The organism is Bacillus sp. FSL H8-0534, assembly GCF_038005885.1.
Taxonomy (GTDB): Bacteria; Bacillota; Bacilli; order Bacillales; family Bacillaceae_G; genus Bacillus_A; species Bacillus_A pseudomycoides.
In genome coordinates, this window is the sequence record NZ_JBBOUC010000001.1 from 4,280,388 (window position 1) to 4,302,415 (window position 22,028).

Annotated in this window: 28 protein-coding genes and 2 other annotated features; of the genes, 20 read left to right on the forward strand and 8 right to left on the reverse strand. The window is 35.8% G+C overall.

The window, feature by feature from the left end:
• The first annotated feature begins 75 nt into the window (after positions 1 to 75).
• Positions 76 to 453, forward strand: coding sequence for a MaoC family dehydratase (locus MHH71_RS21725; protein WP_018782532.1), 378 nt, complete (start codon positions 76 to 78; stop codon positions 451 to 453).
• Positions 454 to 503: 50 nt separating this feature from the next.
• On the opposite strand, the gene MHH71_RS21730 is transcribed toward MHH71_RS21725, so the two are convergent.
• Complete coding sequence (locus MHH71_RS21730) at positions 504 to 1,049, reverse strand: helix-turn-helix domain-containing protein (RefSeq protein WP_003200551.1); 546 nt, start codon at positions 1,047 to 1,049, stop codon at positions 504 to 506.
• A 157-nt stretch (positions 1,050 to 1,206) separates the two neighbouring features.
• Here MHH71_RS21730 and MHH71_RS21735 point away from each other — a divergent pair, with 157 nt between their 5' ends.
• Complete coding sequence (locus MHH71_RS21735) at positions 1,207 to 1,611, forward strand: DoxX family protein (RefSeq protein WP_006095966.1); 405 nt, start codon at positions 1,207 to 1,209, stop codon at positions 1,609 to 1,611.
• Positions 1,612 to 1,632: 21 nt separating this feature from the next.
• The gene (locus MHH71_RS21740; protein WP_006095967.1) at positions 1,633 to 2,490 is read left to right on the forward strand and encodes a VOC family protein; all 858 of its coding nucleotides are present in this window, start codon (positions 1,633 to 1,635) and stop codon (positions 2,488 to 2,490) included.
• 19 nt (positions 2,491 to 2,509) lie between these two features.
• Here MHH71_RS21740 and MHH71_RS21745 read toward each other — a convergent pair whose 3' ends face one another.
• Together MHH71_RS21745 and MHH71_RS21750 are read right to left on the reverse strand one after the other, a co-directional pair.
• Complete coding sequence (locus MHH71_RS21745) at positions 2,510 to 2,824, reverse strand: 4a-hydroxytetrahydrobiopterin dehydratase (protein WP_029427556.1); 315 nt, start codon at positions 2,822 to 2,824, stop codon at positions 2,510 to 2,512.
• Complete coding sequence (locus MHH71_RS21750; protein WP_006095968.1) at positions 2,802 to 4,559, reverse strand: aromatic amino acid hydroxylase; 1,758 nt, start codon at positions 4,557 to 4,559, stop codon at positions 2,802 to 2,804. The genes MHH71_RS21745 and MHH71_RS21750 overlap by 23 nt, the downstream gene beginning before the upstream one ends.
• A 162-nt stretch (positions 4,560 to 4,721) precedes the next feature.
• Positions 4,722 to 4,949: a binding site (T-box leader), on the reverse strand.
• Between the two features lie 52 nt (positions 4,950 to 5,001).
• Positions 5,002 to 5,229 (reverse strand) — a binding site (T-box leader).
• A 131-nt stretch (positions 5,230 to 5,360) separates the two neighbouring features.
• On the opposite strand from MHH71_RS21750, the gene MHH71_RS21755 reads away from it, so the two are divergent.
• Positions 5,361 to 6,599, forward strand: coding sequence for a TolB family protein (locus MHH71_RS21755; RefSeq protein ID WP_018782534.1), 1,239 nt, complete (start codon positions 5,361 to 5,363; stop codon positions 6,597 to 6,599).
• A gap of 41 nt (positions 6,600 to 6,640) precedes the next feature.
• On the opposite strand, the gene MHH71_RS21760 is transcribed toward MHH71_RS21755, so the two are convergent.
• On the reverse strand, positions 6,641 to 6,763 hold the full coding sequence (locus tag MHH71_RS21760) for a DUF4023 domain-containing protein (RefSeq protein ID WP_003200562.1): 123 nt from the start codon (positions 6,761 to 6,763) through the stop codon (positions 6,641 to 6,643).
• A gap of 474 nt (positions 6,764 to 7,237) precedes the next feature.
• Between MHH71_RS21760 and MHH71_RS21765 the strand changes: the two genes are divergently transcribed.
• From MHH71_RS21765 to MHH71_RS21775, 3 genes are all read left to right on the forward strand, one after another.
• Positions 7,238 to 7,813 (forward strand): histidine phosphatase family protein, encoded by a 576-nt coding sequence (locus MHH71_RS21765; protein ID WP_006095971.1) that lies wholly within the window; start codon positions 7,238 to 7,240, stop codon positions 7,811 to 7,813.
• Positions 7,814 to 8,365 carry a hypothetical protein gene (locus MHH71_RS21770; RefSeq protein WP_006095972.1) on the forward strand — a complete coding sequence of 184 codons (552 nt, stop codon included), beginning with the start codon at positions 7,814 to 7,816 and terminating at the stop codon, positions 8,363 to 8,365.
• Positions 8,366 to 8,624: 259 nt separating this feature from the next.
• Positions 8,625 to 9,125 carry a DoxX family protein gene (locus MHH71_RS21775; RefSeq protein ID WP_003208549.1) on the forward strand — a complete coding sequence of 167 codons (501 nt, stop codon included), beginning with the start codon at positions 8,625 to 8,627 and terminating at the stop codon, positions 9,123 to 9,125.
• 41 nt (positions 9,126 to 9,166) lie between these two features.
• Here MHH71_RS21775 and MHH71_RS21780 read toward each other — a convergent pair whose 3' ends face one another.
• Together MHH71_RS21780 and MHH71_RS21785 are read right to left on the reverse strand one after the other, a co-directional pair.
• Positions 9,167 to 10,039 (reverse strand): alpha/beta fold hydrolase, encoded by an 873-nt coding sequence (locus MHH71_RS21780; RefSeq protein ID WP_371400307.1) that lies wholly within the window; start codon positions 10,037 to 10,039, stop codon positions 9,167 to 9,169.
• Positions 10,040 to 10,063: 24 nt separating this feature from the next.
• On the reverse strand, positions 10,064 to 10,903 hold the full coding sequence (locus MHH71_RS21785) for a GNAT family N-acetyltransferase (RefSeq protein ID WP_006095974.1): 840 nt from the start codon (positions 10,901 to 10,903) through the stop codon (positions 10,064 to 10,066).
• Between the two features lie 293 nt (positions 10,904 to 11,196).
• Here MHH71_RS21785 and MHH71_RS21790 point away from each other — a divergent pair, with 293 nt between their 5' ends.
• Positions 11,197 to 12,582, forward strand: a complete 1,386-nt coding sequence (locus MHH71_RS21790) for an alkaline phosphatase (protein WP_003200574.1) — start codon at positions 11,197 to 11,199, stop codon at positions 12,580 to 12,582.
• Between the two features lie 56 nt (positions 12,583 to 12,638).
• Complete coding sequence (locus tag MHH71_RS21795; RefSeq protein ID WP_006095975.1) at positions 12,639 to 13,118, forward strand: hypothetical protein; 480 nt, start codon at positions 12,639 to 12,641, stop codon at positions 13,116 to 13,118.
• 27 nt (positions 13,119 to 13,145) lie between these two features.
• On the opposite strand, the gene MHH71_RS21800 is transcribed toward MHH71_RS21795, so the two are convergent.
• The gene (locus MHH71_RS21800; RefSeq protein WP_003200578.1) at positions 13,146 to 13,796 is read right to left on the reverse strand and encodes a GTP pyrophosphokinase; all 651 of its coding nucleotides are present in this window, start codon (positions 13,794 to 13,796) and stop codon (positions 13,146 to 13,148) included.
• A gap of 358 nt (positions 13,797 to 14,154) precedes the next feature.
• Here MHH71_RS21800 and rpmG point away from each other — a divergent pair, with 358 nt between their 5' ends.
• The 3 genes from rpmG to MHH71_RS21815 all read left to right on the forward strand — a co-directional run bounded on the left by rpmG (position 14,155) and on the right by MHH71_RS21815 (position 16,231).
• Positions 14,155 to 14,304, forward strand: coding sequence for a 50S ribosomal protein L33 (gene rpmG, locus MHH71_RS21805; RefSeq protein ID WP_001265619.1), 150 nt, complete (start codon positions 14,155 to 14,157; stop codon positions 14,302 to 14,304).
• Between the two features lie 121 nt (positions 14,305 to 14,425).
• Positions 14,426 to 15,139, forward strand: a complete 714-nt coding sequence (gene sigK, locus MHH71_RS21810; protein WP_018765865.1) for an RNA polymerase sporulation sigma factor SigK — start codon at positions 14,426 to 14,428, stop codon at positions 15,137 to 15,139.
• Between the two features lie 294 nt (positions 15,140 to 15,433).
• A complete protein-coding gene (locus MHH71_RS21815) occupies positions 15,434 to 16,231 on the forward strand; it encodes a phosphatidylserine decarboxylase (RefSeq protein WP_018782540.1) in 798 nt (265 codons plus the stop codon).
• Between the two features lie 148 nt (positions 16,232 to 16,379).
• Here MHH71_RS21815 and MHH71_RS21820 read toward each other — a convergent pair whose 3' ends face one another.
• Positions 16,380 to 16,535, reverse strand: coding sequence for a sporulation histidine kinase inhibitor Sda (locus MHH71_RS21820; RefSeq protein ID WP_000850094.1), 156 nt, complete (start codon positions 16,533 to 16,535; stop codon positions 16,380 to 16,382).
• A 243-nt stretch (positions 16,536 to 16,778) separates the two neighbouring features.
• On the opposite strand from MHH71_RS21820, the gene MHH71_RS21825 reads away from it, so the two are divergent.
• The 8 genes from MHH71_RS21825 (at position 16,779) to MHH71_RS21860 (ending at position 21,937) form a co-directional block, all read left to right on the forward strand.
• Positions 16,779 to 17,291, forward strand: a complete 513-nt coding sequence (locus MHH71_RS21825) for a YqeG family HAD IIIA-type phosphatase (RefSeq protein ID WP_003200585.1) — start codon at positions 16,779 to 16,781, stop codon at positions 17,289 to 17,291.
• A gap of 3 nt (positions 17,292 to 17,294) precedes the next feature.
• Positions 17,295 to 18,401, forward strand: a complete 1,107-nt coding sequence (gene yqeH, locus MHH71_RS21830; protein ID WP_003200588.1) for a ribosome biogenesis GTPase YqeH — start codon at positions 17,295 to 17,297, stop codon at positions 18,399 to 18,401.
• 15 nt (positions 18,402 to 18,416) lie between these two features.
• Entirely contained in the window at positions 18,417 to 19,250 is an 834-nt protein-coding gene (gene aroE / locus MHH71_RS21835) for a shikimate dehydrogenase (RefSeq protein WP_003208540.1), read from the forward strand.
• A 4-nt stretch (positions 19,251 to 19,254) separates the two neighbouring features.
• Positions 19,255 to 19,545, forward strand: a complete 291-nt coding sequence (gene yhbY, locus MHH71_RS21840) for a ribosome assembly RNA-binding protein YhbY (RefSeq protein ID WP_003200592.1) — start codon at positions 19,255 to 19,257, stop codon at positions 19,543 to 19,545.
• 164 nt (positions 19,546 to 19,709) lie between these two features.
• Positions 19,710 to 20,279, forward strand: a complete 570-nt coding sequence (locus MHH71_RS21845; RefSeq protein WP_003200594.1) for a nicotinate-nucleotide adenylyltransferase — start codon at positions 19,710 to 19,712, stop codon at positions 20,277 to 20,279.
• The gene (gene yqeK / locus MHH71_RS21850) at positions 20,269 to 20,838 is read left to right on the forward strand and encodes a bis(5'-nucleosyl)-tetraphosphatase (symmetrical) YqeK (RefSeq protein WP_018782542.1); all 570 of its coding nucleotides are present in this window, start codon (positions 20,269 to 20,271) and stop codon (positions 20,836 to 20,838) included. Before MHH71_RS21845 ends, yqeK begins: the two co-directional genes overlap by 11 nt.
• A complete protein-coding gene (rsfS, locus tag MHH71_RS21855) occupies positions 20,835 to 21,188 on the forward strand; it encodes a ribosome silencing factor (RefSeq protein WP_033799100.1) in 354 nt (117 codons plus the stop codon). The genes yqeK and rsfS overlap by 4 nt, the downstream gene beginning before the upstream one ends.
• Complete coding sequence (locus MHH71_RS21860; RefSeq protein ID WP_006095978.1) at positions 21,188 to 21,937, forward strand: class I SAM-dependent DNA methyltransferase; 750 nt, start codon at positions 21,188 to 21,190, stop codon at positions 21,935 to 21,937. Before rsfS ends, MHH71_RS21860 begins: the two co-directional genes overlap by 1 nt.
• Positions 21,938 to 22,028: the final 91 nt, after the last annotated feature.

Below are 22,028 nucleotides of genomic sequence, written 5' to 3' on the forward strand. Positions count from 1 at the left end.
GTGATTAAAATGAAGGTCTATTCATTTTGTGGTAAAATAATAAAGAAAATTCAGAAATTTAAAAAGGAGGATAAAATGAATATTAAAGTAGGAGATACGTTTCGGTACGAAAGAACATTTACAGAAGAAGAGGTTTTGGAATTTGCTCATCTTACAGGTGATAAAGGGAGACATCATATGGAACATGATGAGCAGGGACGTTTAATGGTGCATGGGTTATTAACTGCAAGTATTGGAACGAAAATTGGTGGAGAGGTACATTACATAGCACGGGAATTAGTAAGTGAATTCATCAGGCCTGTTTTTACTGGAGATACAATTACTTGTGATGTAACTCTTACAAGTGTGGAACAATTGGAAGGGTACAAAAAGGTATCGATAGAGTCGATTTATCGTAATCAAAAAGGGAAAGAAGTATTAGTAGGATCAAGCTATGGAATTATACGAGAATAATGCAAAAAGCCTGTTTTTCATTTTTGAAAACAGGCTTTTTGCATTGCATTTTAATATACACGTTTTCGATTTTCAGCATGGCTCGAGATGAGTAATAATGCGGAGTCTTCGCCAATATTACGCACAATATGTGGCACACATGCACTCCAGGAGAAAGAATCTCCTTCTTCCACAATCGCGATATCTTCTCCGTGCTGTACTTCTAATTTACCGCGCAAAACAAGATGGCATTCTTCACCTTCATGAGCATTTGGTATATTTTCTTTTGGGAATCCAGCTGGGATTTCTACTAAAGATAAACGAAGGCCTCCTTGCTCAGCGACATGTTCAATCCTTTGTTCATCTTTTCCATACACACTGTATTTTCGTTCTTCCTTTTTTACAATTTTCATGTGATCTTTTTGCTCAAGTAATAAATAAGGGAGAGGAACGTTTAAAAATTTGGAAATTGTTTCTAAAGTTGAGATAGATGGAGAAGTTTTATTATTCTCGACCTGGCTCATAAAACCTTTAGAAAGTCCTGTTCCTTCACAAATTTGGGCGATAGTGACGCCTCTGCGCTGACGAATTTCACGTATTGCAGAACCGATATTCATAATAATCAAGCTCCTTTTTGTAGACAACTATTTGTATCATAGCAAAAAAAAACATTTTTTTCTCAAGAAAAATAAATTGACGGATAAAAAAAATTATTGTATGTTTTGTAATGTGAACAAAAGTTTTATATTATAAAACTCAAAAGGAGAGAACAAAATGAATCAACATATTGGTAATTTAATTATTCGTATCGTATTAGGAGTAACGTTTTTTATGCATGGTTTGGCAAAGTTCCAATCAGGCATTGATAATATTGCAGGATGGTTTACAAGCATTGGTTTACCAGGTGCTCTTGCATACGGCGTAGCGACAGTAGAATTAGTTGGTGGTCTGTTATTGATTATCGGTTTAGGTGTACGGTATATTGGATTATTATTCGCACTTATTTTAGTTGGAGCAATTGTAAAAGTAAAATGGTCTGCTGGTTTATTAGGAGATGGAAAGAATCCAGGATACGAATTAGACCTTGCATTGTTGGCAATGGGTCTTTACTTATTCGTTGTTAAAGCTGAAGGTTTTGTAGATAACTTCTTAAAAGCAACTGTATTCAAAAAACATTAATCGAAATGGGGGCATAACAATATGGACTTTCGACTTCATCCCAGTACAACACTCGGTGCAGTTCATTTATATGTATCGAACTTACAACAGTCTCTAGCATTCTATACAGATGTGTTACGATTGAAAGTGGTAAGAGAAGAGGAGCATATCGCTACACTTGGTAATGAAAGTAATGAACCACTTCTTATAATAGAAGAGAAAGAAAATGCTCTTCCAAAACAAAGAAGTCGCACTGGTTTATATCACTTTGCAATCTTACTACCAAGTAGACAAGATTTAGCAAATATTCTTCTTCATCTTGTGCAGAAAGTGTATCCGTTACATGGCGGGGCAGATCATTACTTTAGCGAAGCAATTTATTTAGCTGACCCAGATGGAAATGGAATCGAAATTTATCATGATCGTCAAAGAGAAGTATGGCGTGATGAAAAGGGAGAGCTTCCGTTTGTTAGCAACCCATTAGATGGAGACGGATTATTACAACAAGGAAATGAGTGGAATGGATTTCCAAGCGGAACTGTAATGGGACATATCCATTTACATGTTGCTGATTTAGAAGAAGCAAAACGTTTTTATGTAGATGGGCTTGGATTTGAAGTGACGATTCCAGTCCGAAATGGTGCATTATTTGTTTCAGCAGGTGGCTATCATCACCATGTTGGTTTAAATACATGGCAAGGTGAAGGTGTGCCGCCGCAAATGCCAAATTCCGTTGGCTTGAAATATTTCACAATTGTACTAGTAGATGAAAAAGAAAAAGAGCAAGTGTGTGAAAGCTTAAAATATATTGGCGCGATTGCTATGTATAAAGATGGAATAATGCAAGTAGAAGATCCGTTTGGTCACTGTATTCAATTGATTGTAAAAGGAGAAGCCTAAATAAAGGCTTCTCCTTTTTTTACTTTCTTATAATTGCTTTTTCATTTTGTAAAAAGAGTTCATTAAACTGTCTTGCTAGCTCGAAATCAAGTTTTGTTAAACCTTTTGCATTCCAGGATGACAAAGTAATAATGACTGCTTTATACTGGATAAGGATAAATGGATGGTGATTGTGTTCTTCTGATAGTTTGGCGGCTTCAGAGACAAATTCGACACCTTTTAAGTAGTCGGAAAACATATATTTTCTTTCAATCCATTTTTCATCTTTCACTGTCCATTTATCTAGCTTTGCTAATTCCTCTTGCACTTCTTCATCTGTTAGTCGTTGCATTATTGTTCACATCCTTTATTGAGAGTAGGGCAAGACCATTGCTAATCAAACGTTTTACAGATTCATTTTCTGTAAAAGTAGAGAGTTGTTGTAATAGAGCAGTAGATGCGTCGTGCCCTTTGTTATGCTCTAAAAGTAATTCTAAAATTTCAAGACGAAGTAACCATTCTTTCGTATAGAACTTATTTAGTACCTCTTGAATTGCTACTAATTGTTCCACATGTGAATCTTGTAACACACCTTCATTTCGAATATCACGAACGGTTTGATACATACGATCAAGCTCAGTTAATGTAAGTGGTTCTGGTGTTTCTTCTACTTCTTCAGTCACTTCGAAGAATGCGGCTGCATCGGCTGCGCCTGGGAATACAGAAGTGATTTTTGAACCAACTGCCATGTCAAAAGCTCCCCATGAAGCATCAAATAATAGACGATCTTTGTAAACCACTGTGCAATCTGTAAATGAAATAAGAGCGATTTTTTCATCGTTTTTCATAATATCGGTTACTGTTCCTTTTACATGAACACCGCTTGCAAAGTATAGTTCCGTACGATTACCAATGATAATGCCTAATGCTTGTAACTCCTCATCTGTGCAATCTTCGAGTGAAACATTGCCTTCTAATAAACCAACTGGTGTACCAAATCCCTCTTGATGTACAGCTGTAGAATGATTCGGTAGTTGTTTATTGTTTAGTGCTAATGCAGTCGGTGTATTTGTTTTCATGTAAATCACTCTACCTGCATCATTTTGAATCTTTTCTGCAAATGTACCTGTAATTTGTAACCCACTACTTAATTGAGCAGTTGCATTGTTTTCAGAACGAATTGCTTTTTCTAATCCTTCTGCGTCACCTGTTTTAAAAGCCATTGTTTCAGAGAAGTTCTCAAGTGCCTCTGTTAATTCTTCAAATGACTTGCATACAAATAGCTGTGGTTGCATTTTTGTAACATCATAGGTCGTTTTTGTACAAGCTTCAATTGAGAATGGGACTTTTTCTACAGCATCTGTTAAACAATGTTTGCTCTCACCGACAGAGGAGAGAAGACCGGCACCGTAAATTTTCGGGTTATTTATATCTCCAATTAAGCCGTACTCGACTGTCCACCAGAAAAGGCGAGAAATTTGTTCCGCTTCTGATAAGCCAGAAACAAGCTTTTGCTTTTCGACAACTTCTTTTTCAGCTGCTGCAACTTCTTCTGGTGTAGAAGTTGGACTTTCTTTCACAATTGTCAAAGTACGCACAGCTTCAAAAGCATCGTGTTCTTCTTTAGTTGAAAATGCTTTTGCTCCAATTTGGCCAAATCGTTTTACATATTTTGCATATGTAGGATCAAGTAAAATCGGTGCATGTCCAGCTGCTTCGTGAACGATATCAGGAGCTGGAGTATATTCAATGTTTTCCACTTTACGAATATCTGTTGCGATTGGTAATAAACCATGTCCTTGGAAATCAAAGAACGCTACACCGGGAATAAGGCCGTCAATCGTTACTGCACCCCAACCACTTGGTGCTAAGCATTCATTCATTTCTTCAACCTTTGGAATTGCATCTATATTAATACCAGATGATTGTAGTCCGTTAACATAGGCTGGATGAGCAACATCTTTTAAAAAGTTATGGTTTTGTCTCATAATGTAACGCCACACAGCGTGATTAACCGGTGTGTACTGATCGTAATGCTGCGTGGATACAAATGGTTTTAAATGTGATGGAATTTCTGTTTTCTTTGTCATTAATACATCCTCCTTTTTTATCTGTAAAAACTGCTGTGATTACTTTTGGGTATATCACCCCCTTTCAATTATTGTAAGCGCTTATAAAATTTTATCATAAGATTCGGAATTATTTAACATTTGTTTTTGTGAGAAATAGAAAAAGCCCCTATCGGAAAATCCGATAGGGGCGAAGAAATCGCGGTACCACCCTATTTGTAAGTGAAAATCCACCTACTTCTCAGTTACTGATAACGGAAAAATCCGTCTTTTCCTTCATGCAAAAATAGCACTACGAAAAAGAAACTCCAGAATTGTAATTCGCACTTGTATATGTACTGATTCGCACCAAACATCAGCTCTCTGAAACAGGGATATAAGTTACTACTGCGATTCTTTCAACGCGTAATATATGAAATTGTTTAAAAGGGGAAGACGCAAAAAAGCCCCTATCGGAAAATCCGATAGGGACGATAGAAATCGCGGTACCACCCTACTTGTAAACAAAAAATTGTTTACCACTTACTTTAAGATAACGGAAAGATCCGTCTTTCTCTTCATGCATAATCGCACTACGGGAAAGAAGCTCCAGAATTGTAATTCACGCTTGTATATGTACTGATTTGCACCAACCATCAGTTCTCTGAGTCAGGGATATAAGTCGCTACTAGGTTTCCTTCAAAGCCGATATATAATTCGTTCAACTAAACTATGTTTTGTATTATAAAACTACATTTGAATAGTTGTCAACAATAATTTTATTTAAATATAGTAGATAAGGGGAACGATAAGTGGGAATTATCTATAGGAGGATAGGAAAAGATGTGGAGAAAAATAATTGTTTTGATTGTCTGTGTTTGCTGCTTATGTGAAGCTGTGCCTACTGTTCAAGCTGAAACAAAAAATATACAAGTAGCTTTTATTCGTAACCATAATCTCTGGATAAAAATCGATGGGAACGAAAAACAAATAACAAAAGGAGAGTACATAACAAAGCCAAAATGGTCACATGATGGAAAATGGATCGCATACGCAAAGGGAGAGGAACAAAATCAGCTTGAATTGTACCGTGTTGCGGATGGGAAAAAAGTTGTTCCGTCTCAGACAGAAGCAACGAATTATCAATGGTCACCGGCAGAGAATATAATTGCATTTGAATTTACAAGCACGTTAAATACATTTGATGCAGAGAAGAAGAATGCAACGTTTGAAAATGTATCATCGGGTGTAGGAGACTATGCATGGTATCCAGACGGAAAGAAATTTCTTGTTTCGTCTGAGGCTCAGTTGCTTCCAACAGGTTGGACAGGAGCGCAGTTATATGAAGTACAAAAGGATGCAGGAATGAATCCGAATAAAATGAAACACCTGTATACATTACCGAGTATGCAGGAAGATTTCTTAGCCTATATTGCAAGTGATTTCAAATGGTCTCCAAATCAAAAGTGGATTGCTTTTTTAGCTGTACCAACTGCTTCGTGGTCAGCTGATAGTAATACACTTTGTCTTTTGAAAGCGGACGGAAGTTATTTTGAAAAAGTAGATCAAATGTTATTAAACAGCCAATGGATACAATGGTCTCCATCGAAAAATATATTAGCTTATATTGAAGGAAGTGGAAGATTTGCGTTAGAGAATAAACATTTAAAAATAAAGGAATTACCCGCTCTCCAGCAAGAAAAATTCACTCCAAAAGGATATGTTGATTGGGATTTTACATGGCAGGATAATGAACTTATTACTCTTTCAAGAGCGAAGGAAATGGAATGGTCGAACGAAGAAGAAAAAAGATCATTGCCTTCTTTATACCAAGTAAATATTCAATCAAATCGACAGCGTCAAATTACAACTCCTTCAAAAAAATATGGAGATTACAATCCACTTTATATAAAAAGTGAAAATCAGCTGACATGGATGCGCTCTGACCGTAAAAAGGCAGATATGTGGTTGGCGAATGGAGAGGGATCGAAAGCGAAGAAATGGATTGAAAATATTGATGTCCCCCAGTGGTATTATGAAAAATGGAATTGGGAGGAAGTTATTTCTGTAAAAGAAGGTTAAAAAAGGCTGCCTAGAATATTTTTTAGGCAGCTTTTTTATAGTTATTTGTGCGTTTTATTCGGCTTCTTTTTCCCAGGATTTCCATTCCCTTGGCGTTTTCTATTTTGCTCGTCTTTCGCTTGTTTTTCGTGTATTGTGTCTAAAAAATCATTTGAGTTACTCATTGATATATCCTCCTCAGAATTTCGTTTTATCTCTGTTACTATAACCATTTGAGAGGAGAATCATGAATTGGTATTCGGATTAAAAAATGTATAACTCTGTATAGATTTTTCAGCTTTCAAACATTTGTGAATTCCTCCCTAAATATATAAGAATTATAAAGTGAAACTTTAATCAGTGGGGGTTTTCTTCATCCCCCACTGATGATTATTAGCCCTCACCAATCGGGCTTTTACGGGCAGTTGATCCCCACCTAACTTATTTGCTTTCACTGAATTTTGAGGTGGAGGTCTTACTGCCCGTTAATGCGGGATAAAAATGGTTTACATATTTTATTGTAATAATTGCTAATATGGGTGTCGGATATTTTTACAGCATCATTTATAATTGTGATTAAAAATAATGCAAAAGGAATATAGAAGAGAAAGGAGAAAAGATAGAAAGATATATTTATTTTCATAGAAAGGACTAAAACTATGAAACTTATTTTCATAAGGCATGGCGAGGGAACACATACAAAAGATTTACCTATGAGCTTGCAATTAGAGAATTCAGCTTTGACAAAAGAAGGCGAAAAACAAGCATTGTTACTTCAAAGTAGTTTACCACTACAAGAAATCGATGTATTAATAGCGAGTCCTACGCTTCGAACATTACAAACTGCTGCGATATGGAGCTCACAAGTAGTTTGCCGCAAAATAACACATCCTTATATTTCTCCACGTATTTTCTCTTATCGTGAAGGAGCGAGAACATTACCGTGTGACAGGTTGTTAGATACAAAGGTAATTCAAGAGTTATTTCCTAGTTTTTCTTTAAGAGAAAATACAAACGATATGTTATGGAATCAGGGGATAAATACGATTTCAGAGAAGGAATTTCAGAATATAGCAGATGAATTCATCGATTGGTGTTATACATTACATACAGAAAGAATTTGTATCGTTTCACACGATGGAACGATTACAGCATATAGGCAGTATTTACAAAATTTAGTTCTAACCAGAGAGGATTTTTTAGAAGAAACAGGTGTGTATGAAATAAACTTATGAATGGAGGTTTTTTATTTGAATATTGCGTTAGTAGTTGGCGATAATTCAGATTTAGAAGCACAATCGCTTCGAGCGACGCTTGAGTATTTTGGAGCAAGAGTTATTACATATTGGATTGGTCGACCGCGGGATTTGATGGATGTTCTTTCAGGGAAAAGTTTGTATGAAGATATAGATTATATTATCTTTTGCTTTCATGGTGAAGAAGGGGAATTTGTAATGGAAGAATTAGGGGAAGATGTGTATGAGAAAGATGAGCTGAGAGGAAACTTTGGTGTAACTGAAATTAAACAATATGCAAAATTGCATAACAAGTATATTATCAATAGCGGGTGTACTTTAGGAGATCCAAAACTTGCGACAGCATTTTTAAATAGTGGTGTAAAAGCTTATATAGGCTCAACAGATTATGTGGATGGAAATGCAGCACTTATGTTTACAATGCGTTTATTTTACGGGCTTATTAATCATCAAAAAACAATAGATGATGCATTTCAGGATGCAAAATCATTAGATAACGGGACTCTTACATTTGAATTATATAGAGAATGAAACGTGCTTATCCGAATATAGGATAAGCACGTTTCACATTTACCGCATAATTTTTTTGCGAAAAATAATGAAAATCATTATCAATTATGGTATGATATTTTCAAGTTTTTTGCAAGGAAATAAAAGCAACTATATAAATGTTAGTTTTTAACATTCTATATAATTGTCACAATTTATTCATAATTAACATTTAAAAAATAAGTAACTAATGTTAAGATATTACCTGCAACTAACTTAATTACATCTTTAGGAGGAAGATATGGTTATTCAATTTTTAAGAGAAAACAAAGCAGTTTCTTTTGTGTTAGCGATTATCCGTGTTTATCTGGGATACACATGGTTGATGGCTGGAATCGGAAAGTTACAAGGAAAGGGATTTGATGCGACAGGTTATTTGCAGGGGGCTATTGAAAAGTCAAAAGGAGCACAACCAGCCGTTCAATCTTGGTGGGCAGCATTCTTACAAGACTTTGCAATTCCGAATGTTGATCTATTTAACACGCTTGTAACATGGGGAGAAATTCTAGTTGGAATAGGTTTAATTGTAGGTTGTTTAACGAAAACAGCTGTCTTTTTTGGTCTTGTAATGAACTTTTCCTATATGTTTAGTGGGTCTCTAGGTGTGAATCCACAAATGGTTATTTTATCTATGTTTGTTTTAGTTGCTGGCATGAATGCTGGAAAACTTGGAATTGATGGTTGGATTGGACCTAAATTACTAGGTTCAAAAACGCAAAAAAGACAGAGGCAAGCTGCTTAATATATGAAACGGGTATCTCAAAGGTGAGATACCCGTTTTTATTACTTTGTCGTTTCGGTTGGATTCTTTTCAAAGAATTCTTTTACATAGCCCATAAATTCTTTCGGTTCTTGGCGGAATGGGGCATGATAACCTTTTTCAATAATATGAAAGGCGCTGTTTTTTAAAAACTGATGATAAGATTCGCCTTCTTTCCATGATACACTACTATCATTTCTGCCCCAAATAATTAAAGTCGGAAGCTTGATTTCACTAGCATTAATCTTAAGGCGTCTAGGCCACATTTTCATTTGGTTATAATGTTCTGTATCATCACGTTTAAATTTCACTTTACTTTCATCATAATTTGTAATTGAAGAAACAGTATTTAAATCAGTTGATAACTGTGGCTTAGGTGAAGCATTTCTGTTCGTTAATGATACAGCTCCTGTAGCGTCCGTTAAAATGAGATGGGTAACTGCATTTGGATATAAGTATGTTAAATTAAGAGAAATTTCTCCACCCATAGAATGACCAAGCACTGCAAATGTATCATATCCTAATTTTTTCATTAACTTATAATAAAGATTGGCATGGTTAGGGAAAGAATATGGAAAATCCATCGGCTTGGAAGAATGGCCAAATCCTAAAACATCAACGGAGATAATCGTATGATCTTTTGCTAAGTCTGCATAAATATCGCTAAATCCGTTGGATGATCCACCAAATCCATGAAGCATAAGTAATGGTGGTTTCTTTTTCCCAATTTGTTTAAAGTAAATAGTTTGTCCATCTATGTCGACCATTTTTTCATCTGTTGTTAACTTTGTTTCAATTGTATTTTTTACCTGTTTTACTGTTTCTACGGGTTTTTCTGCCGCATTACAACCCACTAGCAATGTAAGAGTAAGACAGCTTACTATATAAGATTTCATTCGTTTCAAGCATTTGACCCCTTTCTAACATAACGCTGCATCCATCATAGCAAATAAATGGTCACGATTTCCAGACAGGTGACTTCCATTTTTTATCATAAGGGGTGAAAGCAGTGTTTCTTGAAATCCTTTCGATTCCAAGTGTGCTCGAAATGTACATTGTGAGTGTGGAACATCTATACGTACAGTTCCATTCCAACCTTTGCAAATGGATTGTAATAATTGGATTGCATCTCCCTCATTTTTTGCGATAAGAGGGGTAATGCACAGTACATCCCCTTTTTGGATACATAATGAAAAAGACTCTATCCTGTGGTTTCTTTCAATTTTAAATGTGAGTGCTGCTCTAGCTAGTAATATTGAATAATGGTTTGGACGATGCGTACCTGTTGCGGTTTTATCAAGCTTACTGAGAGAACTAAGATCATCTTGTATAATTTGCTTTAAATGAGAGAGATTCGTAGATGTATTTGTAACAAATTTTTCAAAGCGATGGATTGTTGTAATTGTCGTAAAGCCGTATTTTTGGTACAAGGGCACACCAGCATCTGTTGCGATGAGTATAACTGGGAGAGAAGTAGGCGCTTGTTGCACACAAAAATCGAGTAAAGAATGGCCAAGTCCTTGTTTTTGAAAGTTGGGGTGAACCATTAACATACCGATAGAAGAAAATCCAGATTTGGAAGGGAATACCCCACCAGTAGCAATCAGTTTTTCGTTCTGTGTATAGCCAAATAGACTTCCGATTGACAGGTACATTTCAAATTGATTTCGCATAAATAATTGAGGCTGTAACCATCCAACAGCCTCGCAAAGAGAAATGAGCTGTGAAATACTAGAATTATTTAGTTTTTGTATTTGCATATTGAATCACCACATTTCTAATCTAGTAGAAATATTTTACCATGAAAAAAATGAATACATAGTCATAAACAGAGAGAATGTAAAGCAGTAATTTTTAATTTTGAAAAATCTATACTAGTTTCTTTTCATTTTGTAAAGGTGATAAAGCTTAATGATATAAGACAAAGATATACAAATTATAACTAAAATTTACATTACTTAACAAAATATTTACATATAACTAACTTTTCCTTAATAGTCTTCCTTTAAATTGGGTATAGGGAACTTAATAACGTATTAGGGGGACAAAAAAAGTGAAAAAGTTTATGAAGAAAGCATGGCCATTTGCAGTTGTCACATCGTTAGCACTTACTTCCGTAGTAACGTGGGGCGTAACACGTTCAGATGTAATTAAAGCGGATGGAAAAGCAAGTGATCCAAAAATTAAGAATGTAATTGTTTTAATTGGGGATGGCATGGGACCTTCGTATATGACTGCTCATCGTTATATGAAAGACAATCCAAAGACGTTTGAAATGGAATCGACAGAATTTGATAATCATCTTGTAGGAACACAAAAGACATATCCAGAAGATGAGCATCAAAATATTACAGATTCTGCATCAGCGGCAACAGCGATGTCAGCAGGTGTGAAAACATACAATGCAGCAATCGCGGTTGATAATGATCAAGCAGAAGTGAAAACAGTACTTGAACAAGCAAAAGAGCAAGGGAAATCAACAGGTTTAGTTGCAACTTCTGAAATTACACATGCAACGCCAGCTGCTTTTGGAGCGCATGATATAAGCCGTAAAAATATGGATGCAATTGCAAATGATTACTTTGATGAGAAAATTAATGGGAAACATAAAGTAGATGTTCTTCTTGGTGGTGGCGTGAATAACTTTGTAAGAAAAGATCGGAATCTTACAGAAGAATTTAAGAAGTCTGGTTATAGCTATGTAACAGATCGTGAGCAATTATTAAATGATAAAAGTGATCAAATTCTTGGTTTATTTGCACCAGGTGGCTTAGATAAAATGATCGATCGTAATGAAAAAACACCTTCGTTAGAAGAAATGACAAATGCAGCAATCAATCGTTTAAATAAAAACGATAAAGGTTTCTTCTTAATGGTAGAAGGTAGTCAAATTGACTGGGCTGGCCATGATAATGATGTAGTTGGTGCGATGAGTGAAATGGAAGACTTTGAGAAAGCATTTAAAGCAGCAATTGAATTTGCGAAAAAAGATAAACATACATTAGTGATTGCAACAGCTGACCATTCTACTGGTGGATTCTCTCTTGGTGTAAACGGTGAATATAACTTTAATGCAAATGCAATTAAAGCTGCGAAACGTACACCAGACTTTATGGCAAATGAAATTGCAAAAGGTGCAAATGTAGAAGAAACGTTGAAAAAATACATTGATTTACAATTAACAACAGAAGAAATTAAATCCGTGAATGACATTGCTCCATCAAAAGATGTAACGAAAATTGATAATGCGATTGAAGAAATCTTCAATAAACGTTCATTTACAGGCTGGACAACAGGTGGACATACGGGTGAAGATGTGAACGTATATGCATTTGGACCAGGTAAATATCTATTCTCTGGCGTTCAAGAAAATACAAATTTAGCAAAACGTGTCTTCGATATTGTTGGTGGCGGTGACCCTAATAAAGGCAGACGCTAATTGTGAAGGAAAGCGAGGTATTTCGCCTCGTTTTTTCTTTTTTGGAGGAATAAAGGATGCAAAACTTTGTTAAGAAAATAGGGGCTTCTGCTCTAGCTGGGTTATTATTAATGGGTTGTCAATTTCAGCAAGAAACGAAGCAAAAAGATATAGAAAAAAAAGAGGTAACGGTAAAACAAGAAACGAAGGTACATGTAACACCAGAAGAAGAGAAAGAAATTCGGAATGTAATAGAGACGTTTGTGCAGACGACAAACGAAAAAAATTTCGATCAACATATGGCTTTGTTTTCGGGAAAAATTGTTGGCGCCGAAGACTTACGAACACAAAAAGAAGCGGCGTTTCAACGAGAAAATAAGAGAATTGAGTTGAATCGTGTTCAAGTGAAAAGTTCAAAAGGCAATTTTGTCATTGTTGAAACAGAAGAAAAAGAAATAGATGGTGGAAGCTCTCTTCAGAAAAAGATCCGGTATGCGCTAGGAAAAGAAGATGAGCATTGGAAAATTGAAGAAGTCCGGACGGTAGAAAAGAAATAAAAAGGTTCTCTTATTAGGAGAACCTTTTTATAATGGTAGTAAAATTTGATTTGAACATGCTTCAATCTCATCAATATCTTGGCGGATGGTTGCCATTTTATTATCAAGCTCTTCAGCTTTCATGGCAGCATCGTGGAGTTCATCTTTTAAATAATCGGGGATATTCCCCTCATATTTATAGTAGAGTTTATGCTCTAAACTTGCCCAGAAGTCCATAGCGAGTGTACGTAATTGAATTTCTGCAAAAACTTCTTTTGTACCAGAATTTAGCGCTAGTGGATACTTAATAATCATATGCAAACTTTTATAGCCGTTTTGCTTTGGATTAGCAATGTAATCTTTTACTTCTACAATTTCCATGTCTTCACGATTTTCAATGACTTGTTTTAAGTGATAAATATCTTCCACAAAGCAACATGTAATCCGGATGCCGATAATATCTTGCAAATGTGTTTGCGCATTTGCAATCGTTGGTGCTAAATTTTTGCGTTCGAGTTTTTTTACGATGCTTTCAGGCTGTTTCAATCTTGTTTTTATATGTTCAAACGGGTTGTAGTCCTCTAAGAATTGAGCTTCCCGGTTCATAATTTCGAATTTTGTTTTTAACTCTTCTAAAGCGAATGTATAAGGTAATACAAATGCTTTCCAATAGTTAACAGTTGATTGATTATATTTCATTTATATACACACCTTTTCATATTTGCAAATAAGGTTGCTTATTATACTAAATACCAAATCATATAAGCGCATGCTGCAAATGATGAGATCATAAAACGGTATTTTGCTTTCATTTGTTTTTAACTCCTTTCTAATTAGCTTTCATATATCAATAAATTGGATTGTTAATAAATTGATTATGTACAATTCTAATAGTAATGGATTGATGTGAATTTCGTATGAACTAATTGTTTCAGTTTTTTGTCTTTTTAGAATGATTGTTAAAAGGGTGAATTGACAAAAAGAATAATAGCATTTATTTTATAAATCATAATCATTACGTTTTAGTTGCGATCTTTGGAGAAAAGGAGGTCTACATATGCGTGTAAACATTACATTAGCTTGTACAGAATGCGGTGATCGTAATTATATTACGAAGAAGAATAAGCGAAATAATCCGGAGCGTATTGAACTGAAAAAATATTGTCCACGATTAAAGCGAGTAACATTGCATCGTGAAACGAAGTAAAACAGCTAGAGAAATCTTGCTGTTTTTTTATGCATTTCTATTCTTAAGTAGGTACAGACACAAACAATCCCCCGCCCACATACATATAGTAAAGACCACTATTTTGGCGGAGGTGAAGGGTTTGAGTCTATTCGCCGCAATTGGATACATGATTCGCGAAGTGTTTGTATTTGTTTCTTATGTTAAAAACAATGCGTTCCCACAGCCATTGTCATCAGACGATGAAAAGAAGTACTTAGAGCTGATGGAGCAAGGTGATGCTCATGCGAGAAATCTTTTAATTGAACATAATTTACGGCTTGTGGCTCATATTGTTAAGAAATTTGAAAACACAGGTGAGGATTCGGAAGATTTAATTTCTATCGGAACGATTGGGCTCATTAAGGCAATTGAGAGTTATTCAGCGGGGAAAGGAACGAAGCTGGCGACATATGCAGCTCGTTGTATTGAAAATGAAATTTTAATGCATTTGCGTGTACTGAAGAAAACAAAGAAAGATGTTTCACTTCATGACCCGATTGGACAGGACAAGGAAGGAAATGAAATATCACTTATCGATATTTTAAAATCCGAATCCGAAGATGTAATTGATATGATCCAGCTTAGCATGGAATTAGAAAAAATTAAGGAATATATCGATATTTTAGATGAACGAGAGAAAGAAGTGATTGTAAAAAGGTTTGGACTTGGTCTTGATAAAGAAAAAACGCAGCGGGAAATTGCGAAAGCGCTAGGCATTTCAAGAAGTTACGTGTCCCGGATTGAGAAGCGAGCGCTGATGAAAATGTTTCATGAATTTGTTCGTGCGGAGAAGGAAAAGAAGGGAAAAGCGTAAAGGTGTGTGGTACGGTTGCAGCTCGAGTGCAGCCGTTTTTTCTTTTGATGAAAAGGGAATAAAACAAGAAACTCTAAGAAGAAATATACGTTCACTGTTGAAAATGACGGGTTCTATCTGTAATATTAGAAGGTGCTAACGAATTTAAGAATGAAATAGTATTTGTTTTTTCTTTTTATATGACTGGCTCGATGTATGATAAGTGAATATAAAAACCACTTTCTGATATAGAAAGAAAAGAAGGGAAAGCTAAACTTAATTGTTACATTAAGACTTATTAGGAGGTTTCGCGGTTTGCGACGTACATTATATCGACTCATGATCGAACTTACAAACGGGCGTTTTACTTCTTATATATTACGTAAATTTGCACAGTCTCGCTTAAGTTCCATTATTATTTCATCTTATGCAAAAGCATTTCAATTGAATCAGGATGAGATGGAGAAGGACTTAAAGGAATACCAGACGCTGCATGAATTATTTACACGTAAGTTGAAAGAAGGAAAACGAGAAATAGATGCAGCGGCATCAAGTATTGTTAGTCCTGTTGATGGGGTATCTGCTGATCATGGCCCTATTGAAGAAACGAAAACATTTGATATTAAAGGCAAGCGGTATTCGCTTGTGGATATGCTAGGTAATGAAGAGCGAGCAAGACGCTATGCCGGCGGTACATATATGGTTATTTATTTAAGTCCAAGTCATTATCATCGCATTCATAGCCCGCTCTCAGGTGCTGTGACAGAGAGAGTTGTACTTGGAAGAAAATCATATCCAGTAAACGCAGCAGGAATGAAATATGGAAAAGAACCATTGTCAAAGAACTATCGTTCTGTCACAGAGGTCGATAGTGAAGGACAACATATGGCGCTTGTAAAAGTAGGAGCTATGTTTGTAAATAGTATTGAGCTTCTTCATGAAAGAAATACTGTTCAAAAAGGTGAAGAGATGGCATACTTTACATTTGGTTCAACAGTCGTGTTACTGTTTGAAAAAGGAATGGTTGAAGTTGTTTCAACATTAACGAGTGGCCAAGAACTTCACGTTGGTGAAAAAATCGCAACGCGCTTATCTAATGGTAACGGGCAGTAAAAGTTTTATCACAAACTTGTGAGGACACCAAGAAGTTAGATGGACTTATGTGATGAGTGAAAAGTTCCCACGGATGGAAGTTTCATTTTATAAAAGAGCCATCTTGAGGATGGCTCTTTTTACAGGCGAAGCAGTAATCTATATGTACTCAAGACGATTTGACAAGCTTGTCCTCTAATGATCGCCGGATGATTTCTTGTTTTATAAGTAAAATGAAGTCAGGATTTAATTTTAGTTCTTTTGCTTTATAATAAGACTCAGTGAGTAACTCAGTAGATAACTGTTCCATATGTTTCGTTTTCAAGGTGAGTCACCTCCGATAATAAGGATAGGTTCTTTGTTGCATCTACTGTATCAAAAAAATATGATAGTCACAAACAACTGGTTATCCACATATCACCGTGGATAAGGTGTGTATGAGTTGTTGATAAATTTTGAATTAACTGAAATATCGATGTGGAAAATGTGTACAATGTTATCCACAAGCTCGCTATCGAAAAATGTTGTCGAAAAATTTTAAGAAAACTCCTCAAAGAGGTGAAAGAAATTGAAATTATTTTTACCTAATGAATACGTAAAAAACGTATATCATGTTCAACCGGAAGATTTAAAAAAACGCGGGATCAAAGGTATTATTACTGATTTAGATAATACTTTAATTGAATGGGATCGCCCGAATGCAACGCCTAAGCTTGAGCAATGGTTTTTAAAAATGAAAGAGCAAGGCATTCAAGTAACGGTCGTTTCAAATAATAATGAGCAACGTGTAAAGGATTTTGCAGATCCACTTGGCATTCCTTTTATCCATAGCGCACGTAAACCATTTGTTCGTGCTTTTAAACGTGCGATACAAGAAATGAATTTAAAAGCGGATGAAGTAGTTGTTATTGGGGACCAATTGTTAACGGATGTATTAGGCGGGAATCGCGTTGGTTTATATACAATTTTAGTCGTGCCAGTGGCACAAACAGATGGACTAGTAACGCGCTTTAATCGAAAAATTGAACGAAGAATTATGAGCAATATGAAGAAAAAAGGTTTAATTAACTGGGAGGAATAAAGTTTGACTGAAACAATTAAATGTATTGGTTGCGGTGTAGAAATTCAAACAGAAAATAAAAATGGGGTTGGATATGCACCAACTTCATCTTTAGAAAAAGAACAGGTGATTTGTCAACGTTGTTTCCGTTTAAAGAACTATAATGAAATTCAAGATGTGTCTTTAACAGATGATGATTTCTTGCGCATTTTAAATGGAATTGGACAATCAGACGCGCTTGTTGTCAAAATTGTAGATATTTTTGACTTCAATGGTAGTTGGTTACCAGGCTTACATCGTTTTGTAGGGAACAACAAAGTATTGCTTGTTGGAAACAAATCGGATTTAATTCCAAAGTCAGTAAAGCATGATAAAGTAAAACATTGGATGCGTTATAGTGCAAAGCAACTGGGCTTAAAACCAGAAGATGTCTTTTTAATTAGTGCAGCAAAAGGACAAGGTATTCGCGAGCTTGCTGAGGCGATTGAACAGTACCGCGGTGGTAAGGATGTATACGTTGTAGGGTGTACAAATGTTGGGAAATCTACATTTATTAATCGCATGATTAAAGAATTTAGTGAAGAAACTGAGAATGTGATTACAACGTCTCATTTTCCAGGAACAACACTTGATTTAATTGACATTCCATTAGATGAAACATCTTCTTTATATGATACACCAGGTATTATTAATCACCACCAAATGGCACATTACGTTGGAAAGCAAAGCTTAAAGCTTATTACACCAACGAAGGAAATTAAGCCAATGGTATTCCAATTAAACGAAGAACAAACATTATTCTTCGGGGGATTAGCACGTTTTGATTATATTAGTGGTGGTCGTCGTGCGTTCACTTGTCATTTATCAAATCGTCTACCAATTCATCGTACAAAACTTGAAAAAGCAGATGAATTGTATGAAAAACATGCTGGGGAGTTATTAAATCCACCAACTCCAGAAGAACTAGAAAATATGCCTGGGCTTGTGAAATATGAATTTAATATTCGTGAGCCCAAAACAGATGTTGTATTCTCTGGATTAGGATGGGTGACTGTAAATGAGCCAGGTGCAAAAATCGTTGCTCATGTACCAAAAGGAGTTAGTGTTTCATTACGTAAATCTTTAATTTAATATGGAGAGGGATTTATGAAACAATTATATGGTGTAATCGGGAATCCAATTGGACATTCATTGTCACCGCTCATGCATAACGATGCATTTGAACACTTGAATATAGATGCTCATTATCATGCGTTTCTTGTAGAAGAAGAAACATTAGGGGAAGCAGTGAAAGGGTTAAAGGCGTTAGGAGTTTCAGGATTTAATGTCACGACTCCACATAAAGTTTCAATTATGAAATACTTGGATGAAATTGATCCGTTAGCAAAGCAAATTGGTGCTGTGAATACGGTAGTTCATAGAGATGGAAAACTAATTGGTTATAATACAGATGGAATTGGTTATGTTCGTTCATTACAATCGATTAGTAAAGAGCCGCTTTATCAAAAGCGTATTTTATTACTCGGTGCAGGTGGAGCGTGCCGTGCTATCTATTTTTCGCTTGCAGACGCAGGTGTAAAGGAAATTGATATTGCCAATCGAACAGTGGAAAAGGCAAATCATCTTCTCTCTGGATGCCAAGCAAAGATTACATCGCAAGCTCTTTCATTAGAGCAAGCAACTGAAGAACAAGGGAATTATGATATTATCATTCATACAACAACGATAGGAATGCATCCGCATATCCAAAATACACCGTTGCAAATTCGATCTTTGAAACAAGGGACGATTGTCTCGGATATTATTTATAATCCATTTGAGACAAAGCTTCTGCAAGATGCGAAAGCTAAAGGAGCGATCGTACAGAATGGAATAGATATGTTTGTTTATCAAGGAGCACTTGCATTTGAATTGTGGACAGGACGTATGCCGAATATCGAAAAAATGAAACAATTAGTAATGAGAAAGCTTGGAGGCTAACTATATGTTAACAGGAAAACAAAAAAGATTTTTACGTGCAAAAGCACATCACTTAACACCGATTTTTCAAGTTGGAAAAGGTGGCGTAAATGAAAATATGGTAAAACAAATTGCAGAGGCGTTAGAAGCTCGTGAGTTATTCAAAGTGAGCGTACTACAAAACTGTGAATTTGATCGTCGTGAAGTTGCAGAAGAATTGGCTAAAGGTGCGAGAGCTGAAATTGTCCAAGTAATTGGAAGCACAATTGTTTTATATAAAGAATCAAGAGAAAATAAACAAATCAAACTTCCATAATAGCAAGTTTACTGTGCTCAGGATGTGTATATGTCGTTTCCATAGCATATGCTTGCTATGTTCGGGATAATAGGGTTTAGACCAATTGAGCTTTTACAAGCAGTAATCTCTCCGCATGCTGTTTCGGAAAGATTACTGCTTGTGAATTAAAGGGGGCGTTTCATTTGAAAAAAATCGGAATCATTGGCGGCACGTTTGATCCGCCTCATTATGGACATTTGCTGATTGCAAATGAGGTATATGATGCACTCGCGCTTGATGAAATATGGTTTTTGCCGAATCAAATTCCACCTCATAAACAAGATCGTAGTATTACAAGTGTAGAAAATCGATTGAACATGCTAGAGTTAGCAATTGAGCAAGAGGAGTATTTCTCGGTTTGTTTAGAAGAGTTAAGAAGAGAAGGTCCATCCTATACATATGACACTATGTTACAATTAACTAAGAAGCATCCGGATGCGCAGTTTCATTTTATTATTGGCGGAGATATGGTGGAGTATTTACCAAAATGGTATAACATCGAGAAATTACTTCAACTTGTAACTTTTGTTGGGGTTGCAAGACCGGGGTATACATTAAATACACCTTATGAAATCGTCACAGTAGAAATTCCGGAATTTGCTGTTTCGTCTTCCTTGTTACGTGAGAGATATAAAGAGAAGAAAACGTGCAAATATTTGCTTCCAGAACAAGTACAGGTATATATCGAGAGGAATGGGTTGTATGAATCGTGAGAAAGCACTTGAGATTGTAAAACAACAAATGCATGAAAAACGTTATATACATACAATTGGTGTAATGGAAACGGCAATTGAACTTGCTAAGCTATATGGCGTGGATGAGAAGAAAGCAGAAATGGCTGCTATATTTCATGATTATGCAAAATGTAGACCGATTCAAGAGATGGAAGACATTATTAAGCAGGAAGAGTTGCCAAAAGATTTACTTCACTACAACAAAGAGTTATGGCATGCACCAGTTGGGGCATACTTAGTAGAAAAAGAAGTCGGCATTACGGACTCTGAAATTCTGCAAGCTATTACATATCATACAAGCGGTCATGAAGAGATGACAATGCTTGATAAAGTTATTTATGTGGCAGATTATATTGAACCTGGACGCAAATTTCCAGGTGTGGAAGAAGCACGGAAATTAGCACAGGAAGATATAAATAAAGCTTTATTATTTGCATTAAAACGTACGATTCAATTTTTAATGGAAAAGGATCAAACGATCTATCCGTTAACATTTCAAACATACAATGCGGTACTGAAGGAGGAAATTACTGAATGAAAGATAAAGAGTTATTAGTAATAGCAGCAAAAGCAGCTGATGATAAAAGAGCAGAAGATATGGTTGTACTAAACATGCAAGGAATTTCACCAATTGCAGATTATTTTATTATTTGTCACGGGAATTCTGATAAGCAAGTACAAGCAATTGCACGTGAAATTAAAGCGAAGGCACATGAATTCCAAATCGACGTACAACGTATGGAAGGCTTCGATGAAGCGCGTTGGGTTCTAGTGGACCTTGGTGATGTAGTTGCGCATGTATTCCATAAAGATGAGCGTGATCATTATAATTTAGAGCGTCTATGGGGCGATGTGCCACGTGAAGATATTACAGAAGAGTTAAGCTAATGAGATATGAGCAATTTGCATTGTTGTATGATGAACTCATGAATGATGTCCCATATGATAAATGGGTAGAATTCACAGAGGAAAGCTTACAGCAGGCAGGCATGAAAGAGGCGAAGATTCTTGATGTAGCGTGCGGGACTGGGAATGTAACACTTCCGCTTGTGCGAAAAGGTTATGACATGATTGGTGTCGATCTTTCAGAAGAAATGCTAACAGTTGCCCAGCAAAAGCTAGGGGGAGAAGGGTATTTTATTCCTTTTTATCAACAGGATATGAGAGAACTGGATGTTCCTGGTGAATTTGATTGTGTGACAATCTTTTGTGATTCATTAAATTATGTATTGCAAGAAGAGGGGATACAAGAAACATTCAGACGAGTATTTCACCATTTGTGTCAAGATGGTCTGTTCTTATTTGATGTACACTCTTTATATAAAATTTATCATGTCTTTCAAAATGAAACGTACACAGTCAATGGGGAAGAGATAGCTCTCATTTGGAACTGCTTCCCTGGCGAAGAATCAGATAGTGTAGAACATGACTTGTCATTCTTTGTACAGGATCCAGAGGAAGGTGTATATCATCGCTTTGATGAAAGTCATATGCAACGTGCCTATTCAGTTGAATTGTTAACAAAATGGCTTGAAGAAGCTGGATTTACAGTACTTCGTGTAACGGGTGATTTTGAACGAATGGAAGTAACTGAACAAACGGAACGTATCTTTTTTATGGCGAAAAAGAATGGATAAAAAAAGCAACCGATTAGGTTGCTTTTTTTTGTTTAGAATACAGTATTTTATTTATAGAAAAGTAGAAAAGTAATACCTATAAAATCTAAAA